General features: G+C 66.1%; 20 protein-coding genes. 13 read left to right on the forward strand and 7 right to left on the reverse strand.

Annotated elements, in window-relative coordinates; genetic code table 11:
* Positions 1-13 precede the first annotated feature (13 nt).
* The 5 genes from SRAA_RS12805 to SRAA_RS01115 all read left to right on the forward strand — a co-directional run bounded on the left by SRAA_RS12805 (position 14) and on the right by SRAA_RS01115 (position 5,492).
* Positions 14-2,512, forward strand: a complete 2,499-nt coding sequence (locus SRAA_RS12805; RefSeq protein WP_045530469.1) for a DNA translocase FtsK — start codon at positions 14-16, stop codon at positions 2,510-2,512.
* Positions 2,513-2,699: 187 nt separating this feature from the next.
* On the forward strand, positions 2,700-2,903 hold the full coding sequence (locus SRAA_RS01105) for a BrnT family toxin (protein ID WP_231849299.1): 204 nt from the start codon (positions 2,700-2,702) through the stop codon (positions 2,901-2,903).
* Between the two features lie 16 nt (positions 2,904-2,919).
* On the forward strand, positions 2,920-3,189 hold the full coding sequence (locus tag SRAA_RS12660) for a BrnA antitoxin family protein (protein ID WP_268747390.1): 270 nt from the start codon (positions 2,920-2,922) through the stop codon (positions 3,187-3,189).
* Positions 3,190-3,344: 155 nt separating this feature from the next.
* Positions 3,345-4,133, forward strand: a complete 789-nt coding sequence (gene lolA / locus SRAA_RS01110; protein ID WP_082040064.1) for an outer membrane lipoprotein periplasmic chaperone LolA — start codon at positions 3,345-3,347, stop codon at positions 4,131-4,133.
* 36 nt (positions 4,134-4,169) lie between these two features.
* Positions 4,170-5,492, forward strand: a complete 1,323-nt coding sequence (locus SRAA_RS01115; protein WP_045530471.1) for a replication-associated recombination protein A — start codon at positions 4,170-4,172, stop codon at positions 5,490-5,492.
* A gap of 45 nt (positions 5,493-5,537) precedes the next feature.
* Here the strand turns inward: SRAA_RS01115 and SRAA_RS01120 are convergent, their stop codons facing one another.
* Positions 5,538-6,317 (reverse strand): IclR family transcriptional regulator domain-containing protein, encoded by a 780-nt coding sequence (locus tag SRAA_RS01120; RefSeq protein WP_045530473.1) that lies wholly within the window; start codon positions 6,315-6,317, stop codon positions 5,538-5,540.
* A 140-nt stretch (positions 6,318-6,457) separates the two neighbouring features.
* On the opposite strand from SRAA_RS01120, the gene SRAA_RS01125 reads away from it, so the two are divergent.
* Entirely contained in the window at positions 6,458-7,387 is a 930-nt protein-coding gene (locus tag SRAA_RS01125) for a VOC family protein (RefSeq protein WP_420834921.1), read from the forward strand.
* Entirely contained in the window at positions 7,384-8,286 is a 903-nt protein-coding gene (locus tag SRAA_RS01130; protein ID WP_045530475.1) for a sugar phosphate isomerase/epimerase family protein, read from the forward strand. Before SRAA_RS01125 ends, SRAA_RS01130 begins: the two co-directional genes overlap by 4 nt.
* Positions 8,287-8,317: 31 nt before the next feature.
* Here the strand turns inward: SRAA_RS01130 and SRAA_RS01135 are convergent, their stop codons facing one another.
* On the reverse strand, positions 8,318-9,151 hold the full coding sequence (locus SRAA_RS01135; RefSeq protein WP_045530477.1) for a shikimate dehydrogenase family protein: 834 nt from the start codon (positions 9,149-9,151) through the stop codon (positions 8,318-8,320).
* A 382-nt stretch (positions 9,152-9,533) separates the two neighbouring features.
* On the opposite strand from SRAA_RS01135, the gene SRAA_RS01140 reads away from it, so the two are divergent.
* The 4 genes from SRAA_RS01140 (at position 9,534) to lysS (ending at position 14,255) form a co-directional block, all read left to right on the forward strand.
* Complete coding sequence (locus tag SRAA_RS01140) at positions 9,534-10,553, forward strand: Bug family tripartite tricarboxylate transporter substrate binding protein (protein ID WP_052467434.1); 1,020 nt, start codon at positions 9,534-9,536, stop codon at positions 10,551-10,553.
* A gap of 66 nt (positions 10,554-10,619) precedes the next feature.
* Positions 10,620-11,114, forward strand: a complete 495-nt coding sequence (locus SRAA_RS01145; protein WP_045530479.1) for a tripartite tricarboxylate transporter TctB family protein — start codon at positions 10,620-10,622, stop codon at positions 11,112-11,114.
* On the forward strand, positions 11,114-12,607 hold the full coding sequence (locus SRAA_RS01150; protein ID WP_045530481.1) for a tripartite tricarboxylate transporter permease: 1,494 nt from the start codon (positions 11,114-11,116) through the stop codon (positions 12,605-12,607). The genes SRAA_RS01145 and SRAA_RS01150 overlap by 1 nt, the downstream gene beginning before the upstream one ends.
* Positions 12,608-12,716: 109 nt before the next feature.
* A complete protein-coding gene (lysS, locus tag SRAA_RS01155; RefSeq protein WP_045533023.1) occupies positions 12,717-14,255 on the forward strand; it encodes a lysine--tRNA ligase in 1,539 nt (512 codons plus the stop codon).
* 42 nt (positions 14,256-14,297) lie between these two features.
* On the opposite strand, the gene rpoH is transcribed toward lysS, so the two are convergent.
* Both rpoH and SRAA_RS01165 read right to left on the reverse strand, forming a co-directional pair.
* Positions 14,298-15,257, reverse strand: coding sequence for an RNA polymerase sigma factor RpoH (rpoH, locus tag SRAA_RS01160; protein ID WP_045530483.1), 960 nt, complete (start codon positions 15,255-15,257; stop codon positions 14,298-14,300).
* Positions 15,258-15,347: 90 nt separating this feature from the next.
* Positions 15,348-15,881: a hemerythrin domain-containing protein gene (locus SRAA_RS01165; protein WP_052467435.1), complete on the reverse strand. Its 534-nt coding sequence runs from the start codon at positions 15,879-15,881 to the stop codon at positions 15,348-15,350.
* 292 nt (positions 15,882-16,173) lie between these two features.
* Between SRAA_RS01165 and SRAA_RS01170 the strand changes: the two genes are divergently transcribed.
* Both SRAA_RS01170 and SRAA_RS01175 read left to right on the forward strand, forming a co-directional pair.
* The gene (locus tag SRAA_RS01170; RefSeq protein ID WP_420834927.1) at positions 16,174-17,247 is read left to right on the forward strand and encodes a PQQ-dependent sugar dehydrogenase; all 1,074 of its coding nucleotides are present in this window, start codon (positions 16,174-16,176) and stop codon (positions 17,245-17,247) included.
* 68 nt (positions 17,248-17,315) lie between these two features.
* On the forward strand, positions 17,316-18,749 hold the full coding sequence (locus SRAA_RS01175) for a coniferyl aldehyde dehydrogenase (protein WP_045530487.1): 1,434 nt from the start codon (positions 17,316-17,318) through the stop codon (positions 18,747-18,749).
* On the opposite strand, the gene SRAA_RS01180 is transcribed toward SRAA_RS01175, so the two are convergent.
* The 3 genes from SRAA_RS01180 to SRAA_RS01190 all read right to left on the reverse strand — a co-directional run bounded on the left by SRAA_RS01180 (position 18,739) and on the right by SRAA_RS01190 (position 21,857).
* Positions 18,739-19,692, reverse strand: a complete 954-nt coding sequence (locus tag SRAA_RS01180) for a UDP-2,3-diacylglucosamine diphosphatase (RefSeq protein WP_082039833.1) — start codon at positions 19,690-19,692, stop codon at positions 18,739-18,741. The genes SRAA_RS01175 and SRAA_RS01180 overlap by 11 nt on opposite strands.
* Positions 19,692-20,504 (reverse strand): GNAT family N-acyltransferase, encoded by an 813-nt coding sequence (locus SRAA_RS01185; protein WP_045530489.1) that lies wholly within the window; start codon positions 20,502-20,504, stop codon positions 19,692-19,694. The genes SRAA_RS01180 and SRAA_RS01185 overlap by 1 nt, the downstream gene beginning before the upstream one ends.
* A 147-nt stretch (positions 20,505-20,651) precedes the next feature.
* On the reverse strand, positions 20,652-21,857 hold the full coding sequence (locus tag SRAA_RS01190) for a glycosyltransferase family 4 protein (RefSeq protein WP_045530496.1): 1,206 nt from the start codon (positions 21,855-21,857) through the stop codon (positions 20,652-20,654).
* Positions 21,858-21,925 lie beyond the last annotated feature (68 nt).

Consider the following 21,925-nt stretch of genomic DNA (forward strand, 5'->3'; position numbering starts at 1 on the left):
CTAGCGCCTGCTTATGAGTTCTTCTGTCAATACCCTCAACAAAGACGCGGCGCGCGCTGCGGCCAGCGGCATCGGGCGCTTCACGCAGGAGTTTGCCCTGCTGCTGGGAGCGGCCGCGCTGCTGTTTGGCTGGATCGCGCTGCTGAGCTACAGCCCCGGCGACGCCGCCTGGTCCACCTCGGGCAGCGGGGCCGTGACGGCCAACTGGGGCGGGCGCGCCGGGGCCTGGCTGGCCGATCTGGGTTATTTTTTGCTGGGCGCATCGGTCTGGTGGCTGTTGCTGGCGGCATCGCACACGTGGTTGGCGGGGCTGGCGCGCTGGTTGCGCGTGCCCGCAGCCGCCGCAGCCGCCAACACCTTGCTGCGGCCAGAGACGCCACTTGCCGCCCTGCGGGCCCGCTGGCAGCAGCCGCCTTGGTCCAGGGTGGCGTTTGGGGTGGGGCTGCTGCTGTTGTTGGCCGCCAGCACGGTGTTGGAATGGACTCGGCTGCACCGCTGGGACGCGTGGTTGCCGGGCGACTCGGGCGGCCTGCTGGGCAGTCTGCTGGGGCCGCCGGCGCAGCTTTGGCTGGGGCAGACTGGCTCGGCCCTGCTGGCCATCAGCTTGCTGGGGGTGGCCTTGGCTTGGGTGTTTCGCTTCTCCTGGGCCGCCACCGCCGAGGGCTTGGGGCGTTGGATCGACGAGGCGCTGCAACACTGGCGCCAGCGCCGCGAGGCCGACGAAGACCAGCGCATCGGCCGCCAGGCCTTGCGCCAGCGCACCGCAGAGGAAGCCGAATACGAGCGGGCGCACCCGGCGCACGCCTTGAACCTGCAAGGTGCTGGCCCTGCCGATCCGGATACCGCCGCCGGCTTGCAGGGCGAGGTGCAGGCAGACCCGGTGCACGCCGCACCACGCAAGCCGGCAGCCAGTGCGGGCGCCAAATCCCAATCCAAAACGCTGCAAATCGAACCCGTGCTCGCCGAAGTGCCGCCCAGCAGCCGCGTGATCAAGGAGCGCCAGCAGCCGCTGTTCCACGATTTGAGCGACACCAAGCTGCCGCAGATCGACCTGCTCGACGCCGCCACGCGCCAGTCTGCCAGCGTGGCCCCCGAAACGCTGGAGATGACCAGCCGCCTGATCGAGAAAAAGCTGGGCGACTTTGGCGTGCAGGTCACGGTGGTGGCGGCGCTGCCGGGGCCGGTGATCACGCGCTACGAGATCGAGCCCGCCACCGGCGTCAAAGGGGCGCAGGTGGTGAACTTGGCGCGCGATCTGGCGCGCTCGCTCTCGCTGGTGAGCATCCGCGTGATCGAAACCATCCCCGGCAAGAACCTGATGGCGCTGGAGCTGCCCAACGCCCGGCGCCAGACCATCCGCCTGAGCGAAATACTCGGCTCGCAGGTCTATCACGACGCCAAAAGCCTGCTCACCATGGGGCTGGGCAAAGACATCGGCGGGCACCCGGTGGTGGTCGATCTGGCCAAAATGCCGCACTGCCTGGTGGCGGGCACCACGGGGTCGGGCAAGTCGGTGGGCATCAACGCCATGATCCTGTCGCTGCTCTACAAGGCCGACCCGCGCGACGTGCGGCTGCTGCTGATCGACCCCAAGATGCTGGAACTCAGCGTCTATGAGGGCATCGCGCACCTGCTGGCCCCGGTGGTGACCGATATGAAACAGGCCGCCAACGCGCTCAACTGGTGCGTGGCCGAAATGGACAAGCGCTACCGCCTGCTGAGCAAGCTCGGGGTGCGCAACTTGGCGGGCTACAACGCCAAGATCGCCGAGGCGGCGGCGCGCGGCGAGCCCATCGGCAACCCCTTTAGCCTCACGCCCGAGCAGCCCGAGCCCTTGCAGCGGCTGCCGCACATCGTGGTGGTGATCGACGAGTTGGCCGACCTGATGATGGTGGTGGGCAAAAAGATCGAGGAGCTGATCGCCCGGCTGGCGCAAAAGGCGCGCGCCGCCGGGGTGCACCTGATTTTGGCCACCCAGCGCCCGAGTGTGGATGTGATCACCGGCCTGATCAAGGCCAACATCCCGACCCGCATCAGCTTCCAGGTCAGCAGCAAGATCGACAGCCGCACCATTTTGGACCAGATGGGGGCCGAGGCGCTGCTGGGCATGGGCGACATGCTCTACATGCCCAGCGGCAGCGGCTACCCGAGCCGCATCCACGGCGCTTTCGTGAGCGACGACGAGGTGCACCGCGTGGTGGCCTGGCTCAAAGCCCAGTGCGGCGAGCCCGACTACATCGCGGGCGTGCTCGAAGGCCCGGCCGATGCCGAAGAGGGCGGCGAGGCCGACGCCCATGCGGGCGGCGGCGAAAAAGACCCGCTCTACGACCAAGCGGTGGCGATCGTGCTGCAAGACCGCAAGGCCAGCATCAGCTACGTGCAGCGCAAGCTCAAGATCGGCTACAACCGCGCCGCGCGCCTGCTCGAAGACATGGAGCGCGCCGGGCTGGTGAGCGCCCTCACCAGCAGCGGCCAGCGCGACATTCTGGTGGGTGGGCGCAGCGCCGAGTGAGGGGGGCTGCGACCATCAATCCTTTCCCCTGAGCTGGAAGGGCATGGGGTCTTAGCCTGTTTTCCCCTTCTCAGGCTGGGTTTGACAAATGCGTTTAGTGTAGCTACATTAAAGGCATGGTAATCGAGTTCGATCCAGCCAAGGATGTGGCAAACCAAACCAAGCCAAGCATGGCGTGTCGCTGTCCATGGCCGGCGACCTCGACTGGGAAGCCGCGTTGGTGTGGGTTGATGGACGGTTCGAGTACGGTGAGTCGGGAATGATTGCGCTCGCGCCACAAACCGAAATTCTGTACTGCGTGGCCTTTGTTGATCGAGGCCAAGTGCGAAGGGTCATCAGCCTGCGCCGCGCCAATCGCCGTGAGGTGAAGCACTATGTCGAAAATCTCTAAGCGTCCAACGATCCTGATGCCTACTGTGGCAGAGGACAAGGCCATTACTGCGGCTGCCAGAAGCGACCCTGACGCGCAACCCCTCACGCCTAAGCAATTGGAGGCCATGGTGCCACTTCGTGCCCTACGCGGTCGGCCAAAGTCTGAAAATAAAAAACTGCTGGTATCGGTGCGTTACAGCCCCGAGGTGGTTGCCTACTTTAAGTCAACCGGGAAAGGCTGGCAGTCGCGCATGGATGGTGTGCTGCGTAAGTACGTATCGCGTCACCTCCGTGGCGCGGGGTGATACGCATGGGGAGTCGGGTCAGGCCACGGTTTTACCCCGGTTTGGTGAGCGCCCACACCCACGGCGGCCACAACTCCTTACACTTGCGCCGCCAGCGCCTGCAACTGGCGCACCGGCTTTGATTCACAATGGGCATGATGCACCGACCCACCTTTATGCGATCCGCCTTGGCCAGCGCCTGGGCCCTCACCTTGGCCGCGCTGGCGGCTGTGGCAACCCTGCCTGCTGCGGCGGCCACGGCCACGGCCACGGCAACCACAGCCCCTGCCGCCCCGGCTGCCATCGCGCCCGCTGCCACGCCCGGCAACGCGCCTGCCCCCGCCCCCGGCACCGCCCTGGGCGACCTGCAAGCCTTTTTGCAGCAAACCCAGCACGGCCGCGCCGCCTTCACCCAGACTGTGACCGGCCCGCGCCCGGCCGCCGCCCCCGACGCCGCAGCGGCATCGGCTGCCGGCGCGCCCGCGGCACGGGTGCAAACCAGCCACGGGGTGTTCGAGTTCCAGCGCCCGAACCGCTTTCGCTTTCACTACCAGCGCCCCTTCGAGCAGCTCATCGTTGCCGACGGCCAGACCCTGTGGCTGTACGACCCCGATCTGGCGCAGGTCACGGCGCGGGCGCAGCGCGAGGTGCTGGGCCAGACCCCGGCGGCGCTGCTGGCGTCCGGGGCCGATCTGCGCACCCTGCAACAGGCCTTCACCTTGAGCAACGCCCCCGACGCCGACGGACTGCGCTGGGTGCAGGCGGTCCCGAAGGGCGAGGACGCGCCCTTGCAAGCGGTGCGCATCGGCTTTCGCAACGGCCAACTGGCGGTGCTCGAAATTTTGGACCGCTTTGGCCAGCGCTCACACATCGCCTTTGAGCGGCTCGACACCCAGAGCGCCTTTAGGCCCGGCCATTTCGGCTTCAGCGTGCCAACCGGGGCCGCCCTGATCCGGCCCGAATGAGCCCCGAATGAGCCCACAAGTCCACCACTGAGCCCCATGCAGGCCGACACCCGCCCCCTGGCCGAACGGCTGCGCCCGCAAACGCTGGCCGAGGTGATCGGGCAGGCGCACCTGCTCGGGCCGGGCAAGCCGCTGCGCGTGGCCTTCGAGACCGGGCAGCCGCACAGTTGCATCCTGTGGGGGCCGCCAGGCGTCGGCAAAACCACGCTGGCGCGTCTCATGGCGCACGCCTTCGAGGCCGATTTCATCGCCATCAGCGCCGTGCTCGGCGGTGTGCGCGACATCCGCGAAGCGGTCGAGCGCGCCCAGCAGGCGCGGGCCGGCTTGCCGCCGCGGGCCACGCTGGTGTTCGTCGATGAGGTGCACCGCTTCAACAAAAGCCAGCAAGACGCCTTCTTGCCGCACGTGGAAAGCGGGCTCTTTACCTTCATCGGGGCCAGCACCGAAAACCCGAGCTTCGAAGTCAATTCGGCGCTGCTCTCGCGCGCCACGGTGTATGTGTTGCAGCCCCTGAGTGAGGCCGAGCTGGAGCAGTTGCTGGAGCGCGCCCAGGCGCAGGCGGGGCTGCCCGCCATCGAGCCCGCGGCGCGCCAGCTCCTCGTCGGCCACGCCGACGGCGACGCCCGGCGCCTGCTCAACAGCCTCGAAACCCTGGCCGTGGCGGCCCGGGCGCAAAACCTAGCGGCCATCGGCGCCGACTGGCTGCTGCACCTGCTGGGCCAGCAACTGCGCCGCTACGACAAGGGCGGCGACGCCTTCTACGACAGCATCAGCGCCTTGCACAAAAGCGTGCGCGGTTCCGACCCCGACGCTGCCCTGTATTGGTTTGCGCGCATGCTCGACGGCGGGGCGGATCCGCGCTACCTCGCCCGGCGCATGATCCGCATGGCCAGCGAAGACATCGGGCTGGCCGACCCGCGCGCGCTGCGGCTGGCGCTGGACGCCGCCGAAGTCTATGAGCGCCTGGGCAGCCCGGAGGGCGAGCTGGCCTTGGCCGAGGCGCTGGTCTATCTGGCCGTGGCACCCAAGAGCAACGCCCTCTACACCGCCTACAAAAGCGTGCGCGCCCTAGTGCAGCGCGATCAGAGCCGGCCGGTGCCGCTGCACCTGCGCAACGCCCCCACGGCGCTCATGCGCACGCTCGAACACGGCAAAGGCTACCGCTACGCCCACGACGAACCCGAGGCCTTCGCCGCAGGCGTGAGCTACTTCCCCGACGGCCTGCGCCCACCGACCTTTTACGAGCCGGTGCCGCGTGGGCTGGAGATCCGCATCGGCGACAAACTGCGCGAGCTGCGCCAGCGCAATGCGGCGGCTGGGCCAACGCAAACCACCCCGCCCGAGCCGCCAAGCCCCTAGGCGTTTCCAGTCCCCGGCCCTTTGGAAGCCGGCATCCGCTGCGGCCTACAGCAGCAGCCGCATGCTGCGCGCCGTTTCCTGCAACACCGGCAGCACGCGCTTGACGGCCGTGTCCGGGCTTTCGTTGTTGATCGGCATGGTCACGCTCAAGGCGCCCAGCAGTTGGTCTTTGTGGTCGTACAAGGCCACCGAGACGCCCCGGAAGTTCAACTCGAGCTGCTGGTCCGAAATGAACCAGCCCTGCAGGCGCGCCTGCTCGAAGCAGGCGCGCAGCCGCTCCTTGTCGGTCAGGGTGTGCACGGTGTAGGGGCGCAAGGTCTGCCGCTCCAGCCACGGATTCCAGTGCGCGGGCCCAAGCATGCCCAAGATCACGATCCCGGCCGCCGTCACGTGTGCCTGCACCCGCGAGCCCAAGGTGTAGCCTGAGTGGGTGTGGCGCAGGGTCCCGCTGCGCGCCAGATAGACCACGTCGTTCTCATCCAGCACCGCCACGTAGGACGATTCCCCGGTGCCCGCCATGACGCGCTGCAAATAGGGCTGCACCGCGCGCGGCAGCCGGGCCGAATCGAGGTAGGCGTGCGACAGGCGCAGCACGCGTGGCGTGAGCCAAAACAGCTTGCCGTCGCTGGCCACATAGCCCAGATGCGCCAGCGTGAGCAGGTGGCGGCGGGCGGCGGTGCGCGTCAGGCCGCAGCGCTGGCCCGCCTGGCTGGCCGTCAGGCGCGGGTGGTCGGAGTCGAACACCTGCATGATCGACAGGCCTTTTTCCAGTCCGGCGATCCAGTCCCGGCGCTCGAGCGCCGCCGCTTGGGGCGTGGTTTGCATGGCAGGCTAGGCGTGGGTATGCCTAGAATTGATCGATGATCGCTCGATTATGAGCGATAGCCGCGAATCGCGTGCGCCCCATTTTGTCACCATGCCCACAAACTCGCGTACAGTGCCAAAAACCCAGAGGAGCACTGCCCATGAATCAAATCAGTAGCTTGGCCACTGCAATGCGCGAACCCTTGCTGGCCTCTTGCAGCGACGAAGCCAACCCGATCGGGCTCGATGGGGTCGAGTTCATCGAATACACCACCAGCAAACCCCAGGCCTTGGGGCAGGTGCTGGAGATGATGGGCTTCAAGCCCGTGGCACGCCACCGCTCGCGCGAGGTGTTGCTGTACCGCCAAGGCGGACTCAATGTGGTGGTCAACGCGCACATGGCGCAGGGCCGAGACGGCCGCTTGCCCGACCCCTCGGGTGCCGCCAGCCTGTCGGCCATTGCCCTGCGGGTGCGCGATGCGCGCGCCGCCTACCGCTACGTGCAAGACAAGGGCGCCTGGCCGGTGCCCACGCACGCCGAGGTGATGGAGCTCAACATCCCGGCCATCCACGGCGTGGGCGGCAGCCGCATTTACTTCGTCGATCGGTATCGGGAATTTTCTATCTACGACGTCGATTTCATCCCCATTCCCGGCGTCGAGCAGCACCCGCCAGCGACGGCCGGGATTCATTTCTTTGGCATCGTCCAGTACATCGGGCCCGAGCGCAGCAACGACTGGATCGAGTTTTACTCGGTGCTGCTCGGGGCCAGCCTGATTCCCGACGAGCAGCGCTTTGGCATTTTGCCCAAAGGCAAGCTGATGCGTCTGCCCGCCATCCACGCCGGGGCCGAATTTTTGTTGCAACTGATCGAGCCCGAGCCCAATGTGATCGACACCGACGAGCGCCTGCAACGCGTCGGCTTGGGCGTTCCCGATGTGCTGCAGGCGGTGCAGCAGCTGCGCCGCAATGGGGTCGAGTTCGTGGAAACCGAGGCCGCGCACAGCGAAGCGCGTGGGGCTATCAGCAAAACCTACTTGGGCGCGGTGGTGTTTGAGCTCGTCAAGAGCACGCCGGGAGCGCAGCCATGAGCGCGGCCCTTGCGGCGCGGCAGGTGCCGGCCGCCTTTGGCATGGACACCATCACCCTGCCGGGCACGCTGGAGGCCAAGCTCGAAGCCATGCAGCGCGCCGGTTTTGGCCAGGTGATGCTCAAGGCCAACGACTTGGTGGGGCATCCGGGTGGGGTCGAGGCGGCGGTGCAGGCCGTCAAGGCCAGCGGCCTGCGCGTGACCGGGTTTCAGGTGCTGCGCGACTTCGAGGGCTTGTCGGGCCATTTGCACGATTACAAGGTCGAGGTGGCCAAAAGCATGCTCGAACTGTGCGCCACCCTCGAGAGCGGCTTGCTGCTGGTGTGCTCCTCCACCTCGGTGCACGCCAGCAGCGACCTCGACCATTTGGCGGCCGATCTGCGCAAGCTCGCGATGCTGGCGCTGCCCTTGGGCATCAAGATTGCCTACGAGGCGCTGTCTTGGGGGCGGGTGGTGAACCAGTTCACCACCGCCTGGGACGTGGTGTGCCGCGCCGATGCGCCCAATCTGGGGCTGGGCATCGACTCCTTCCACATCTTTGCCGCCGGCACGCCGATCGAGGAAATCGATTACATCGACCCGGAAAAAATCCTGCTGGTGCAGTTGTCCGATTTCATGTGGCAAGAGACCAAAACCTTTGCCGAGCGCATAGCCACCGCGCGCACCTTCAGGGTGTTTCCGGGCGAGGGGGTGCACAGCCAGCAGCTGGTCGATCTGGCGCTGCGCCTGCATGCCTTGCGCTACTCGGGCGATTACAGCTTCGAGGTTTTTAACGAAGACTATCTGCAAATGCCCTTGCCCCATGTGGTGCAGCAGGCCAAGCGCTCGGCGCTCTGGCTGGCCGACGATGTGTTGCGCAGCTCGGTGCCGTTTCCCAACAGCCTGCGCCTGCGCGCTTGAGCGCGGCCCGGGCTGCGCCTGTGCATGCCTTTCAGCCCTCAAGTTGCGCCAGTTGGCGAAGGGTTTGCGCGTCGGTGGTGGGATAGCCAAAATACTCCAGATAGACCGGAATTTGTTCAAACAGCATGTCGGTGCCGATCTGGATCGGGCAGCCCCGTTGCTGGGCGGCCGCCAGCAGCGGCGTCAGGGTTTGCGCCATCACCACGTCGCCCACCAGCGTCTGCGGCGCCAGGCGCTGCACGTCGAGCGGCAGCGGGTCGTTTGGGTTCATGCCCAGCGGGCTGGCGTTGATGACGGTGTGCATCCCGCTCGGGTCGTTGTCGCTGATTTCAACCCGCGTGGCCGGGAAGTAGGTTTGCAGGCGCTGCGCCAGCGCCTGTGCGCTCGCCCTCTGGCGGTCGTGCAGGCGCAGCAGGGCGGGCCGGTGCGCCGCCAGCGCCGCTGCAATGGCGCTGCCCACGCCGCCACAGCCCACGATCAGCACCTTGCTGCCCTGTATCGGGTGGCCTTTGCGCAACAGGGCGCGGCTAAAGCCTTCGCCGTCGAACATATCGCCCAGCAGGCGCCCATCGGCCCCTTTTTTGACCGCGTTGCAGGCCCCCGCCACCATGGCGGCCGGGCTGGCCACATCGACCAGATTGAGCGTCGTCATTTTGTGCGGCATCGTCACCAAGGCGCCGCGGATGTTGCGCAAGGCAAAAATGGCACGCAGAAACTGTGGGTAGTCCTGCGCTTCGCAGGCCAAGGGCACCACCACCGAGTTCTCGCCGATCGAGCGGAAATAGGGGTTGTAGATCTGCGGCGACTTGAAGCTGTGCGTCGGGTAGCCGATGTGGGCGATGATTTCTGTGTGGCCGTTGATCATGACAGGGGTTCTCCTCGGGTTTTTCATTCTATGCAAGCCTTGGCCGCGCTGGGGCGGGGGCGGATGGAAGCCGAATGATTGCCATCTGCACAAGATCGATGATCGAACAAAACCAGTGTTTACCCTGATTTTTGGGCTTTGAGGCACCCTAAAAGACTTGGAGTGCGCTCAAAATCCTAGGGTATTCCATTATTTTGATCGATGATCGTTCGCAGATGTTTGCTCGTCGAACGGATGGAGGAGGGCGCATCTTCCCGAGCCATTCGGCATCGCATAGAGTACCCTTCAGGACTTGGGGCAGGCCATCGCATGGGTGCCGGCAGGTCTCGCAAGCCGTGTCCAATCTAAGCTTTTCGTTGCAACCTCTCAGGAGACATTCATCATGACCCTAGACAAACGCCAATTCATGGGCGCTTCGCTCGTCGCGCTGGCCAGCGCCTCGATGAGCAAGCTGGCGCTGGCCCAAGCGCCGTTCCCGACCCGCGACCTCAACGGCATCATCCAGTTTGGTGCCGGCGGTGGCACCGACATCAGCATGCGCGGTTATGCGCCGCACGCCGAGCGCGTGCTCGGGCGCAACATCGTGCTCTCGAACCGCCCGGGCGCGGCCGGCGCGATCGCCGCCAACTTCGTGCGCCAGCAACCGGCCGATGGCTACACCCTGCTCATGGGGGCCGAGCCGCAAGCGCTGTTTCGCGTCATGGGGGTGGCCGACTTCGATTACAACGAGTTTTTCCCGGTCAACATTGCCGCCATGGCCAACACCATTTTGTTGGTCACGCGCCCCGATGCGCCGTGGAACACCATGCAGGATATTTTGAGCTTCGTGCAGGCCAACCCACGCCGGGTGCGCCAATACCGGTCCGGCATCGGCACGGTGCCCTTTACCGTCAACCTGATGATCTCCAGACTGACGCGCTTCGAAACCCTAATGGTGCCCTTCGACGGCGACGGGCCAGCCATCGCTGCCCTGCAAGGCGGCCACCTAGATATCGGTTTCCTCACCTCGGCGGCCGCGATTGAGCACGTGCGCGCTGGTCGCCTCAAAGCCTTGGGGGTGTTGAGCGACCAGCCGTTCCAAGGGATCGCTCCCATGACCAACGCGCCATCGCTGGCTGGTTTGCCGCGCTTCTTGCCTTGGGGTGCTTGGTTTGGCGTGTTCGTGCGGCGCGAGGTGCCCGATGCCGCCAAGGCGCGGCTGGTGGCGGCTTTCCGCGAAGCGGGCAACAACCCCGACTACCGGCGCATGATGGAGGGGCGCGGCAACACCATGCTCAACCTCGGCGGCGACGAGGCGCAGCGCTTCATCAACCGCTGGACCTCGACCACCGCCTGGCTCTACCAAGACGCCGGCCAAGCCCGCGTAAACCCGGAAACGCTGGGCATTCCGCGGCCTCGCTGAGCCGTTCTTTGAGTCGGGCGCGCAGCGCGGTGCGCGCCCATTTTTATTTTCGTAGCAGGTGGTGCGATGTCGGAACCCAGACCCAAGCTCGTAGGCGAAGTCTTTTTTGTGCTGCTGCTGCTGGCGGTGAGCCTGTTTTTATTGGGATCGGCCTACACGATCTCGGGCTTCGAGTCCTTTGCCTCGGCGGGGGCAGTGCCCATGGCCGCTGCGGGCCTGATGGCGGTTTGTGCCTTGGTCATTCTGGTGCAGACGCTGCGCCGCCCGCCCGACACGACCGAAGCCAGCACGCTGCGCCGGCTGATGGTGCAAGTCACCCCGCCGGCCTTGCTGGCGATGCTGGTGCTGATCGTGCTGTACGTGGTGCTGCTGGAGCAGATCGGGTTTTTGCTGGTCTCTTTTTTGTTTTTGCTGGCTTCGATGTTCGTGCTAGGCAGTTACCGCTGGGTTATGAACCTGGTGGTGAGTGTGGGCGTGCTCGGGGTGATCTACATCGTGTTTGAAGAGCTGTTTTCGGTTGTGCTGCCGGCCGGCTACCTGTGGCAAGGGGTGTTTCAATAATGGAACTGGTACACGCCTTCTTTGCTTCTTGGATCGACCCGTGGCTGCTGCTGCTGGCCGCCATCGGCACCTTTGCCGGGATTTATATCGGCGCCATTCCGGGCCTGTCCGTCACCATGGCGGTCTCGATCCTGGTCTCCTTTACCTTCAAGTGGCCCGTTCAGGATGCCTTGGTGCTGATTTCTGGCATCTTTTTGGGCGGCGTCTATGGCGGCTCGCGCAGCGCCATTTTGCTCAACATACCCGGCGCACCGGCGGCGGTGGCCACCACGCTCGACGGCTACCCACTGGCCAAATTGGGTCTGGCTGGGCAGGCAATCGGCCTGTCCACCGTGATGTCGGTGATCGGCGGCTTTGTCGGCATTGCGGTGTTGGCCATCGCGGCGCCGATGGTTTCCGAGCTGGCCCTGATGTTCAGCCCGCGCGACTACCTGCTGCTGGCGGTGATGGGCCTGCTGCTGGTGGGCGGGCTCACGGGCGACTCGATGGCCAAGGGGGTTTTTGCCGCTGCCTTGGGGGTCTTGATTTCGACCGTGGGGCTGGACCCGCTCACGGGCGAGGCGCGCCTGACCTTCGATTCGCTGCAACTGTCGGCGGGCATCAACTTCATCGCCGCCATGATCGGGCTCTTTGGCGTGGCCGAGGTGTTGGCGCAGATGCACTATCTGCACGTCAAGGCGGTCAAGCAAAACGTGAGCAAAATCATTCCCTCGTGGGCGCTGGTCAAGCAGCACCTGCCGCTTTCCATGCGTTCCTCCGCCATTGGAGTGGGCATCGGGGCGCTGCCGGGTGCCGGTGGCGACATTGCGTCCTTGATGGCTTACGACCACGCACGGCGCTCGACCAAAAACCCCTCGCGCCCCTTTGGTCAGGGCGCCTACGAAGGGGTGGTGGCACCCGAGAGCGCCAACAACGCCTCGGTCGGCGGGGCCTACATTCCCATGATGACGCTGGGCATTCCGGGCGATGCCGTGACGGCGGTGATCATCGGCGCCATGTTCATCCACGGCCTGCGCCCCGGCCCGCTGCTGATGACCGAAACCCCGGACCTGTTTTGGTTCATCGTCGGCTCGCTGGTGCTGGCCAACATCTTCCTGCTCATCTTTGGCATGACCGGCATCCGCATTTTTGCCAAGGTGGTTGAGACCCCCAAAGCCTTTTTGCTGCCGGTGATCCTGATCCTGTCGTCCGTCGGGGCCTACGCCATCAACAACAACCCGGTCGATGTGTATTGGATGCTGGGCTTTGGCGTGCTGGGCTACCTGATGAAGATTTACGGCTTCCCGGTGGCGCCGGTGATTTTGGGGATCGTGCTCGGGCCCTTGCTCGAGCGCAGTTACCGCCAGTCGATCCTGATGACGGGCGAAGACCCGGTGCTGTTCTTCACCGAATTCTTCACCTCGCCGATTTCCGTTATTTTGCTGCTGGCCTTGGGCTTTAGCCTGCTGGTGAGCACGCCGTGGTGGAAGCGCTGGCGCAGCCGGGGCAAGTAGGTGGTCCACCCCGTAGGCGGTGCGGGTGGCTAGGGGCGGCTAGGTGTGCGCAACGCGGCATGGCCAAGGGTAAAATGAAAAGTTTTACGCCCCCACCCCATTGCTCACCATGGCCGACCACACGCCCCTGCCCGCCGACGACAACCACCTGATCGCCGAGCGGCGCGCCAAGCTGCAGCAACTGCGCCAAGCGCAGGCGGCGGGTGGGCCGGTGGCCTTCCCCAACGACATCAAGCCGCAGCAGCGCGCCGAGGGTTTGCACGCCGAGTACGGCGGCCTGAGCAAAGAGATGCTGGAGCCGCTGCAAGTGCGCGCCAGCGTGGCCGGGCGCATGATGCTCAAGCGCGTCATGGGCAAGGCCAGCTTCGCCACGCTGCAAGACGCCTCCTTGGGCCCCTCCGAGGGCCGCATCCAGATCTACCTCAACGACGCCAGCGTCGGGGCCGAGCTGCACGCCGCCTTCAAACACTGGGACTTGGGCGACATCGTGGCCGCCGAGGGCGTGCTGTTCAAGACCAAAACCGGCGAGCTCACGCTGCTGGTCGATCGGCTGCGGCTGGTCACCAAAAGCCTGCGCCCGCTGCCCGACAAGTTTCACGGCGTACACGACCAAGAGCTCAAATACCGCCAGCGCTACGTCGATCTGATGACCGACGCCCAGGCGCGGCGCCGCTTTCTGGCGCGCAGCCTAGCCGTGACCAGCCTGCGCGAGTTCATGGTGGCGCACGAATTTTTGGAAGTCGAAACCCCGATGCTGCACCCGATACCGGGCGGGGCCAATGCGCGGCCCTTCGTGACGCACCACAACGCGCTGGAGCAGCAGATGTACCTGCGCATCGCGCCCGAGCTCTACCTCAAGCGGCTGCTGGTGGGCGGTTTCGAGCGCGTGTTCGAGATCAACCGCAACTTCCGCAACGAAGGCATCAGCGTGCGCCACAACCCCGAGTTCACCATGATGGAGTTCTACGCGGGCTACTGGAACCACCTCGACCTGATGGTGTTTACCGAGCAGATGATCCGCCACGTGGCGCAGCGCGTCTGCGGCGGCACCCGGCTCAGCTACCAGGGCCGCGATGTGGACTTGCAAGCCCCATTCGAGCGCCTCACCATCCGCGAAGCCATCCTCAAGCACACCGAAGCCGGCCCGCGCGTGGATGAGCGCGAGTGGCTGATCGCGCAACTACAAAAACTCGGGCTCGATGCGGTGAAAGAGCGGCTGGCGGTGCGCAGCCTGGCCGCGCTGCAGGTGCTGTACTTCGAAGAAACGGTGGAACACCGGCTCTGGAACCCTACCTTCATCTGCAACCACCCGACCGAGATCTCGCCGCTGGCGCGCGCCTCCGACGCCGACCCTGCCATCAGCGAGCGCTTCGAGCTCTACATCAGCGGGCGCGAAGTGGCCAACGGCTTTAGCGAGCTCAACGACGCCGAAGACCAAGCCGCGCGCTTTGCCGCCCAGGTGGGCCACAAAGACAGCGGCGACGACGAAGCCATGTACTTTGATGCCGACTTCGTGCGCGCACTCGAATACGGCATGCCGCCCGCAGGCGGCTGCGGCATCGGCATCGACCGGCTGCTGATGCTGCTCACCGACAGCCCCAGCATCCGCGACGTGATCCTGTTCCCGGCGCTGCGCCGCGAGGGCTGATCAGGACCAGCGCACCGGGCCGGCTGAATCCGGCTCCGTGCCTCAGGCCGCTTGAAGCGCCAGCCGCATTTTCTTCAGCGCCGCGCTTTCGATCTGCCGAATGCGCTCCGCGCTGACACCGTATTCGGCCGCGAGCTGGTGCAGCGTCATGCCGCCGCTGCCGTCGTCGTTCACCGCCAGCCAGCGCTCGCTCACGATGCGGCGCGCGCGCTCGTCGAGCTGCTCCAGCGCCTGTTGCACGCCCACGCTGGCCATGTGCTCGCGCTGGCGCGCCTGCAGCAGCGCGGTGGGCTCTTGGCTGCTGTCGGCCAGGTAGGCGATCGGGCCGTAGGCTTCCTCGCCGTCGTCGCCCGGGCTCGGGTCCAGCACCACGTCGCCACCGGCGAGCCGGGTCTGCATCTCCCGCACATCCTCGGGCCGCACGTCGAGCTTGCGTGCCATGCGCTCCACCTCGAGCTCGCTCAACTGCTCGCGGTGCGTCTCAGAGTCGGGCGCATCGGCCTTGAAGGCCTGCTTCATGCTGCGCAGGTTGAAAAACAGCTTGCGCTGCGCCTTGGTGGTGGCCACGCGCACCATGCGCCAGTTTTTCAGGATGTAGTCGTGGATTTCGGCCTTGATCCAGTGCAGCGCGTAGCTCACCAGCCGCACCCCTTGCTGCGGGTCGAAGCGCTTGACGGCTTTCATCAGCCCGATATTGCCTTCTTGGATCAAGTCGGCGTGCGGCAGGCCGTAGCCCAAGTATTGGCGCGAGACCGAGACCACCAGCCGCAGGTGCGACATCACCAGCCGGCCGGCGGCTTCGAGGTCGTTGTGCTGTTGCAGGCGCTCGGCGTAGTCGCGCTCCTCTTCTGGGGTGAGCAGCGGCAGGCGGTTGACGGCGCTGATGTAGGCGTCCAAGTTGCCCAGTGGCGGCAACACCACGGCGTTCGAGCCGCCCCAGCCCACCGGGGCCGAGGGGGCAAGCTTAAAAGATGGCAAAGGGACAAGGGCGGTGGTGCTCATGGGTAGCTCCTCACAAAGCATGACTCTCTGCCCTTATGTTAGCACTCTATGGGCTTGAGTGCCAAGACCTGCGCCAGCGCGCGCCGTTTTTCAAGCCGACGCGGCGGCGGGGCGCGCCGAGCGGCGCTGTGCCATTTCCCGGCCCATGCCGGCCCGGTCGTAGGCTTGCAGGCGCTTATGGGCTTCCGGGTAAGCCAGCGATTCTTCGAGCAGCAGGTGATCGAGGTAGAGCGCCTCGAACACCTCCAGCGCGTGCAGCAACTCGGCGCTGTCGAACCACTGGTTGCCTGCGCTGATGGCGGCGACGGCGGGCTCGATGTGCAGCCAGTTTTCTTCCAGCCAGCCGTGGTCTTGGCGCAGGCGGCGTGCGGCAGCCACCAGCGCTTCGTCGCTGCTGGCGGCCAGCACCGGGAAGATGTGGTTTTCTTCGTCGAGGTGGTGCTGGCGCGCTTCGCCATTAAAAAAGTGGAGCACCTGACGCGCTCGCAGGCGCTCAGCCGCATCAAGGTGGCCGACTTGGCAAGCCTCCACCACCGAGCGCAGCAGCACCAAGTGGCGCTGCAACTGGCGGTGCGTCTCGTCCAGAAAATCAAACAGATCGATTTGGGTGCGAGGGGAAATCATGGCGCGCGTCCTCCGTTGGTCTGGCTTTGGATTATTCTACGCAAAGCGTTGGGCCATTTGATGTAACGCAACGAAGCCCGGTTTAGGCCGCAGCGTCCTCGGGCCGTCGAAATTTGAAACCGCAGGAGTGATGCACATGTTTGAGCTTGGCCTTCCCTTGGCGACTATGCGCGCAGCCCCGACACCCAAGGTGGCTGCGACAGGGGGCATGGCGCTGCGCGGGCTGACCCGGTTGCGGCGCTGGCTGTGGCTGCACCGGACGGCGGGGCTTTGCTTGGGTGTGTGGGCCTTGCTGCTAGGCAGCGCCACCGCCCACGCCAACCCGGTGCGCACCGAGGTGCTGGCGCAGGGGCTGGAGCACCCGTGGGCGCTGGCCTTCATCGACGGCGGCCAGATGCTGGTGACCGAGCGCGCTGGGCGCTTGCGCGTGGTGCAGGCCGATGGCCGCGTGAGCGCACCGCTGCCAGGCCTGCCCGAGATCGACGAAGGCGGGCAGGGCGGTTTGCTGGATCTCATCACCGACAGCGCCTTTGCCAGCAACCGCACCCTCTATTTTTGTTTTTCTGAACCGGCACCCGCGGGCGGTGGCAACTCCACCGCGCTGGCCAGCGCGCGCCTGGCGGCCGATGCGCGCCGCATCGAGCAGGTGCGCGTGATTTTTCGCCAAAGCCCCAAGGTGGGCAGCCGGCACCACTTTGGCTGCCGCATCGTCGAGGCGCCCGACGGCCACCTGTTCCTGACGCTGGGCGACCGCTTCAGCCGCATGGACGATGCGCAAACGCTGGACAACCACCATGGCAAGGTGGTGCGCGTGGCCAAAGACGGCTCGGTGCCGCGCGACAACCCGCTGGTCGGCCGCGCCGGGGCCTTGCCCGAGATCTGGAGTTGGGGCCACCGCAACCCCCAGGGCGCGGCCTGGGGCCCGGATGGCCAGCTTTGGATCCACGACCACGGCCCGCGTGGCGGCGACGAGCTCAACCGCGTGCTGCCTGGGCGCAACTACGGCTGGCCGGTGATCACGCACGGGGTCAACTACATCGGCACCCGCATCGGCGAGGGCATCACCGAGCGCGCTGGCATGGAGCAGCCGCTGCTGCACTGGACGCCCTCCATCGCCCCGTCAGGCATGGCGTTTTTGCGCAGCCAGCGCTACGGGCCGCAGTGGCAGGGCAACCTGTTCGTGGGTGCGCTGCGCGGCCAGCACCTGCTGCGCTTGCAGCTCGAAGGCACGCGCGTGGTAGGCCAGCAGCGCCTGCTCGAAGGCTTGCAGCAGCGCATCCGCGACGTGCGCGAAGGCCCCGACGGCTTGCTCTACGTGCTCACCGACGAACGCAACGGCCAGTTGCTGCGCCTGCTGCCGCCTTGACGAGCGCAGCGCGCCGCGCCTTTGCTGGGACAATCGGGCCTCTGAACCCACCCAGTCCTGCCCCCCCCATGAACCCCGATTCGTCCCCTGTCGAACCCCTGCAGGCCCTGTTTGCCCTGCAGCGCGCCGCCTTTGAGCGCGCTCCCATGCCCAGCTTGCAGCAGCGCCTGGCGGGCCTGCACGCGCTGCGCAGCGCCTTGGTGCGCCACCAAGAGGCGCTGATCGCGGCCGTGAACGCCGATTTTTCGGCCCGTTCGCGCCACGAAACCCTGCTGGCCGAAATCCTCACCACCTTGCAGGGCATCGCGCACACGGCGCGCCACTTGCGCGGCTGGATGAAGCCGCAGCGGCGTGGCGTGAGCGTGCTGTTTGCGCCAGCCAGCAACCGGGTCTATTTTCAGCCACTGGGGGTGGTGGGCGTGATGGTGCCGTGGAACTACCCGATCCAGCTCGCCTTGCTGCCGCTGGTGGGGGCGCTGGCGGCGGGCAATCGGGTCGTGCTCAAGCTGTCCGAGTTCACCCCGGCCACCAACCAGGCCCTGCGCACCCTGCTGGCCGAGGCCTTTGAGGACGACACGGTGGCGGTGGTGGAGGGCGCGCTGGAAGTTTCGAGCGCCTTTGCGCAGCTTCCTTGGGACCACCTGCTGTTCACCGGCTCCACCGCCGTGGGCAAGATCGTGATGGCGGCGGCGGCGCGCAACCTGACTCCGGTCACGCTGGAGCTGGGCGGCAAGTCGCCCGTGATCGTGGCCCCCGATGCCGATCTGGCCGTGGCTGCGCGCCGCATCGCTTTTGGCAAGCTGCTCAACGCCGGCCAAACCTGCATCGCGCCCGACTACGTGCTGCTGCCCGCCGGGCAGGAGCGGGCGTTTGCGCTGGCCATGCAAGCCGCGGTGGCGCAGCTCTACCCCACTTTGCGCGACAACCCCGATTACAGCGCCATCGTCAACGCGCGCCAGCACCAGCGCCTGCAAGCCTGGCTGGAGCAGGCGCGCGCCGGCGGGGCCGAGGTGATAGCCTGCAACCCGGCCGGTGAGTCGTTCGAGGGCACGCGAAAAATGCCGCTGCACCTGCTGCTCGGGGTGCCCGAGGGCGCCACCGTGCTGGAGGAAGAAATCTTTGGCCCACTGCTGCCGGTGCGGGGCTACACCAGCTTGGATGAGGCGCTGGCGCAGATCCGGCGCGGCCCGCGCCCGCTGGCGTTGTATCTGTTCAGCCATGACCGCCAGCTGCAGCAGCAGGTGCTCGAGCGCACCCACAGCGGCGGCGTGACCATCAACGACACCCTCATGCACGTGGCGCAAGACGAGCTGCCCTTTGGCGGCGTGGGCGCCTCCGGCATGGGGCAGTACCACGGCCACGAGGGCTTTCTCACCTTCTCCAAGGCCAAGGGCGTGCACGCCAAGGGGCGCTTCAACAGCGGGGAGCTGGTCTATCCGCCTTATGCGCCCGCGGGCGGCGGCTGGCTGCTGCGCCAGTTGCTGCGCGGATTCATTCGCTGACGGCGTGGTTGGCGGCGCGGGCGGTGGTGCTGCCGCGCGCCATTTGTTCCGCAGTGCTCATGTTTTTGTGCCCGCTGGGCCAGTGTACGATCTCCAGCCGCCCATCGTGGTGCTCGACCAGCGCCGTCAGGCTCTCGACCCAGTCGCCGTCGTTGCAATACAGAATGCCGTCGATGTCGCGCATTTCGGCGTGGTGGATGTGGCCGCAGATCACGCCATCGAAGCCGCGTTTGCGCGCCTCGTGGGCCACGGCGCGCTCAAACTGCTGGATGTACTTGACCGCACCCTTGACGCCGTACTTCAAATACTGCGACAACGACCAGTACGGCAGTCCCAGCCGCGCGCGCAGCGAGTTGAAGCGCGTGTTCAGGCGCAGCGCCAGCTCGTACAGGTTGTCGGCCAGGTAGGCCAGCCACTTGGCGTACTGAATCACGCCGTCGAAGTGGTCGCCGTGGATGACCCATAGCTTTTTGCCGTCGGCCGTCAGGTGCAGGGCGTCTTCCACCACCTCGACGCCGCCGAATTGGTGACCGATGAAGTGGCGCGCAAACTCGTCGTGGTTGCCCGGCACGTAGATGACCTTGCAGCCTTTGCGGGCGCGGCGCAGGATTTTTTGCACCACGTCGTTGTGGCTTTGGGGCCAGAACCACTTGCGGCGCAACTGCCAGCCGTCGATGATGTCGCCCACCAGATACAGCTTCTCGCTCGGGTGCGCTTTCAAAAAAGCCAGCAAGGCCTTGGCTTGGCAGCCTGCCGTGCCTAGGTGGATGTCGGAAATGAACACGGTGCGCAAGCGCCGCCCTGAGGCATGCAGCGCGTCGTCGCCATCGCCGTCGTCGTCGGTGGAACGCGGATCGTCCGGCGCAGCCGCAGCCGCAGCCGTGGCCACTCCGGCCGCCCACAGCCCCTGCAGGTGGGTGTCGGGGGCAAAACCGCTGCGCATCAGGCCCCCAGCCAGTGTTTGCGGTAGCGCGGCGGCAGGTCGGCCAAGCGCATCATCATGGGCAGGTCGGCGGAATTGAAGTCTGGGTCCCAAGCGGGCGGGCCCAGCACCTTGGTGCCCAGGCGCAGGTAGCCTTTGATGAGCGCGGGCGGCTCGACGGGCAGCGAAGAATCGAGCCGCTCGATCGGCAGCGGCAGGCGCGGGCGCACGTGAAATTCGACCGAAGCCATGTGTTTGGCGCTCAACTGGCGCCAGATGCTGGCCGCGGCGTGCCCGCCGCCGGCCTCGGGGTTCATGGGGATGCTGGCGCAGCCGATCATGGTGTGCAGCCGGTTGCGCGTCATGAACTCGGCCAACGCGCCCCAGAGCGCCAAAATCACGCCGCCGTGGCGGTGCTGCGGGTGCACACAACTGCGTCCCAGCTCCACCATCTGCTCGCGCAGCAGGCGCAACCGCGTCAGGTCGAATTCGGTCTCGCTGTAAAAGCCGCCCACGCGCTTGGCCTGGGTGGGGGTGAGCACGCGGTAGGTGCCGATCACCTGCTCGCTGGCGGCGTCGCGCACCAGCAAATGCTCGCAGAAATCGTCGAACAAATCGATGTCGTGGCCGGGCAGGGTCTGCGGCAGGCGGGCGCCCATTTCTTGGGCAAACACCAGGTAGCGCAAGCGCTGCGCGGCACGCACCTCGTCGGTGTGGCGGGCCCAGCCGACGCTGATGGGGGCAGGCAGGCAAGCCGCTGAACGGGGTGCCACCGGCTCTATGCCGAGCCCCTGGGGCTGACGCAGTTTTTCCAGCACAGACAAATCGGTCATGGATATCGCTCCTTTGTGGTTCGATTTTTTGCCCGCTGTGTGTCCCCCGAATGGCAGTCGCATGAATTAATCGTGACAAGCGCGCAAAATCAAAATTCATCAATTTTTCATTGGCTTGCAGTAACACCGGTGCGCTGCGCAGCGCACTCAGGCGCTGCCCGGGCCCGTGCTGACCATGCGCAGCCACAAGGATTCGAATTGCTGCGCGATCTGGCCCCAGTCGAGGGCCTGGGCTCGCTCGCGGGCCGCCCGCCGCAGCGCCTCTGCGCGCACCGGCTGCGCCGCCAGTTGCCGCGCTTGCTCGATGAAGGCCGCCGCGTCGCCGAAGGGGGCCAGCAGGCCGTGGTGGCCCGAATCGATCAGCTCGGCTGCGGCGGCGTAGTCGTAGGCCAGCACCGCCAAGCCGCTGGCCATGGCCTCGGGGATGACGTTGCCGTAGGTTTCGGTCTGACTCGGAAACAGGAACACGTCGGCGCTGGCATAGTGGGTGGCCAGTTCGTCGCCGGTTTGCATGCCGCACAGCAGCGCGGCGGGTGCCAGCGCCTGCAACTGGCCGCGCGCCGGCCCGTCGCCCACCACCACCAGTTTGCAACCAGGCTGCACCTGCTGCATGGCCGCATGGGCCTGCGCCAGCAAGACCAAGTTTTTTTCGGGGGCCAAACGACTCACGAACAGGGCCACGCAGTCGCGCTCGCCCACGCCCCACTGGGCACGCAAGGCCGCGCTGCGTTTGGCCGGATGAAAGCGCTGTGTGTCCACTCCGCGCCCGATCACCAGCAGGCGCTCGAAACCCAGCGCCTGCAGTTGCGCTTGCAATTCCACGGTGGGCACCAGGGTGCAGTCGGCGGTGTTGTGGAATTTGCGCAAATAGGCCGCGATCGGCTTTTGCAGCCACCCCACCCCATAGTGGTGGCTGTAGGCGTGAAAATTGGTGTGGAAGTCGGTGCTCACCGGCAGCTTGAGCTTGCGCGCCGCTTGCAGCGCCGACCAGCCCAGCGGCCCCTCGGTGGCGATGTGCACCAGGTCGGGCCGACGCAGCGACCACAGCCGCAGCAAGGCGCTCTTGGCCGGCAGCCCGAAGCGGATCTGGGGGTAATTGGGGATCGGCAGGCTGCGCATCAGCACCTGCTCCAAGCCCGTTTGCGCAGCAGGTTGTTCGGAGCGGGCTTGGCGTGGGCGCACCACTTGCAGGTCGTGCTGGCGCGCCTGCAAGCCCAGCACCAGCCGCTCCATGGTCAGCGCCACGCCGTTGATTTCCGGCGGGTAGGTTTCGCTCACCAGCGCTACCCGCAACGAGCGCGGCGTGCGCGGAAAGTCGTCGATCAGCAGCGGGAAGGGGTCCGGGGCGTTCATGTCCCCATGATCGATTGCCGCCATAACATCGGTGTGACAAATCCATGAAGAAGCCATGACGGGTTGGC

This window comes from Serpentinimonas raichei (genome assembly GCF_000828895.1).
In the GTDB taxonomy this organism is placed as follows: domain Bacteria; phylum Pseudomonadota; class Gammaproteobacteria; order Burkholderiales; family Burkholderiaceae_C; genus Serpentinimonas; species Serpentinimonas raichei.

Bases quoted from the DNA above. Each gene is read 5' to 3' on its own strand.
- SRAA_RS12805 (WP_045530469.1), top strand. From the start codon at position 14: ATGAGTTCTTCTGTCAATACCCTCAACAAAGACGCGGCGCGCGCTGCG.
- SRAA_RS01105 (WP_231849299.1), top strand. From the start codon at position 2,700: ATGGCCGGCGACCTCGACTGGGAAGCCGCGTTGGTGTGGGTTGATGGA.
- SRAA_RS12660 (WP_268747390.1), top strand. From the start codon at position 2,920: ATGCCTACTGTGGCAGAGGACAAGGCCATTACTGCGGCTGCCAGAAGC.
- lolA (WP_082040064.1), top strand. From the start codon at position 3,345: ATGCGATCCGCCTTGGCCAGCGCCTGGGCCCTCACCTTGGCCGCGCTG.
- SRAA_RS01115 (WP_045530471.1), top strand. From the start codon at position 4,170: ATGCAGGCCGACACCCGCCCCCTGGCCGAACGGCTGCGCCCGCAAACG.
- SRAA_RS01120 (WP_045530473.1), bottom strand. From the start codon at position 6,317: ATGCAAACCACGCCCCAAGCGGCGGCGCTCGAGCGCCGGGACTGGATC.
- SRAA_RS01125 (WP_420834921.1), top strand. From the start codon at position 6,458: ATGAATCAAATCAGTAGCTTGGCCACTGCAATGCGCGAACCCTTGCTG.
- SRAA_RS01130 (WP_045530475.1), top strand. From the start codon at position 7,384: ATGAGCGCGGCCCTTGCGGCGCGGCAGGTGCCGGCCGCCTTTGGCATG.
- SRAA_RS01135 (WP_045530477.1), bottom strand. From the start codon at position 9,151: ATGATCAACGGCCACACAGAAATCATCGCCCACATCGGCTACCCGACG.
- SRAA_RS01140 (WP_052467434.1), top strand. From the start codon at position 9,534: ATGACCCTAGACAAACGCCAATTCATGGGCGCTTCGCTCGTCGCGCTG.
- SRAA_RS01145 (WP_045530479.1), top strand. From the start codon at position 10,620: ATGTCGGAACCCAGACCCAAGCTCGTAGGCGAAGTCTTTTTTGTGCTG.
- SRAA_RS01150 (WP_045530481.1), top strand. From the start codon at position 11,114: ATGGAACTGGTACACGCCTTCTTTGCTTCTTGGATCGACCCGTGGCTG.
- lysS (WP_045533023.1), top strand. From the start codon at position 12,717: ATGGCCGACCACACGCCCCTGCCCGCCGACGACAACCACCTGATCGCC.
- rpoH (WP_045530483.1), bottom strand. From the start codon at position 15,257: ATGAGCACCACCGCCCTTGTCCCTTTGCCATCTTTTAAGCTTGCCCCC.
- SRAA_RS01165 (WP_052467435.1), bottom strand. From the start codon at position 15,881: ATGATTTCCCCTCGCACCCAAATCGATCTGTTTGATTTTCTGGACGAG.
- SRAA_RS01175 (WP_045530487.1), top strand. From the start codon at position 17,316: ATGAACCCCGATTCGTCCCCTGTCGAACCCCTGCAGGCCCTGTTTGCC.
- SRAA_RS01180 (WP_082039833.1), bottom strand. From the start codon at position 19,692: ATGCGCAGCGGTTTTGCCCCCGACACCCACCTGCAGGGGCTGTGGGCG.
- SRAA_RS01185 (WP_045530489.1), bottom strand. From the start codon at position 20,504: ATGACCGATTTGTCTGTGCTGGAAAAACTGCGTCAGCCCCAGGGGCTC.
- SRAA_RS01190 (WP_045530496.1), bottom strand. From the start codon at position 21,857: ATGAACGCCCCGGACCCCTTCCCGCTGCTGATCGACGACTTTCCGCGC.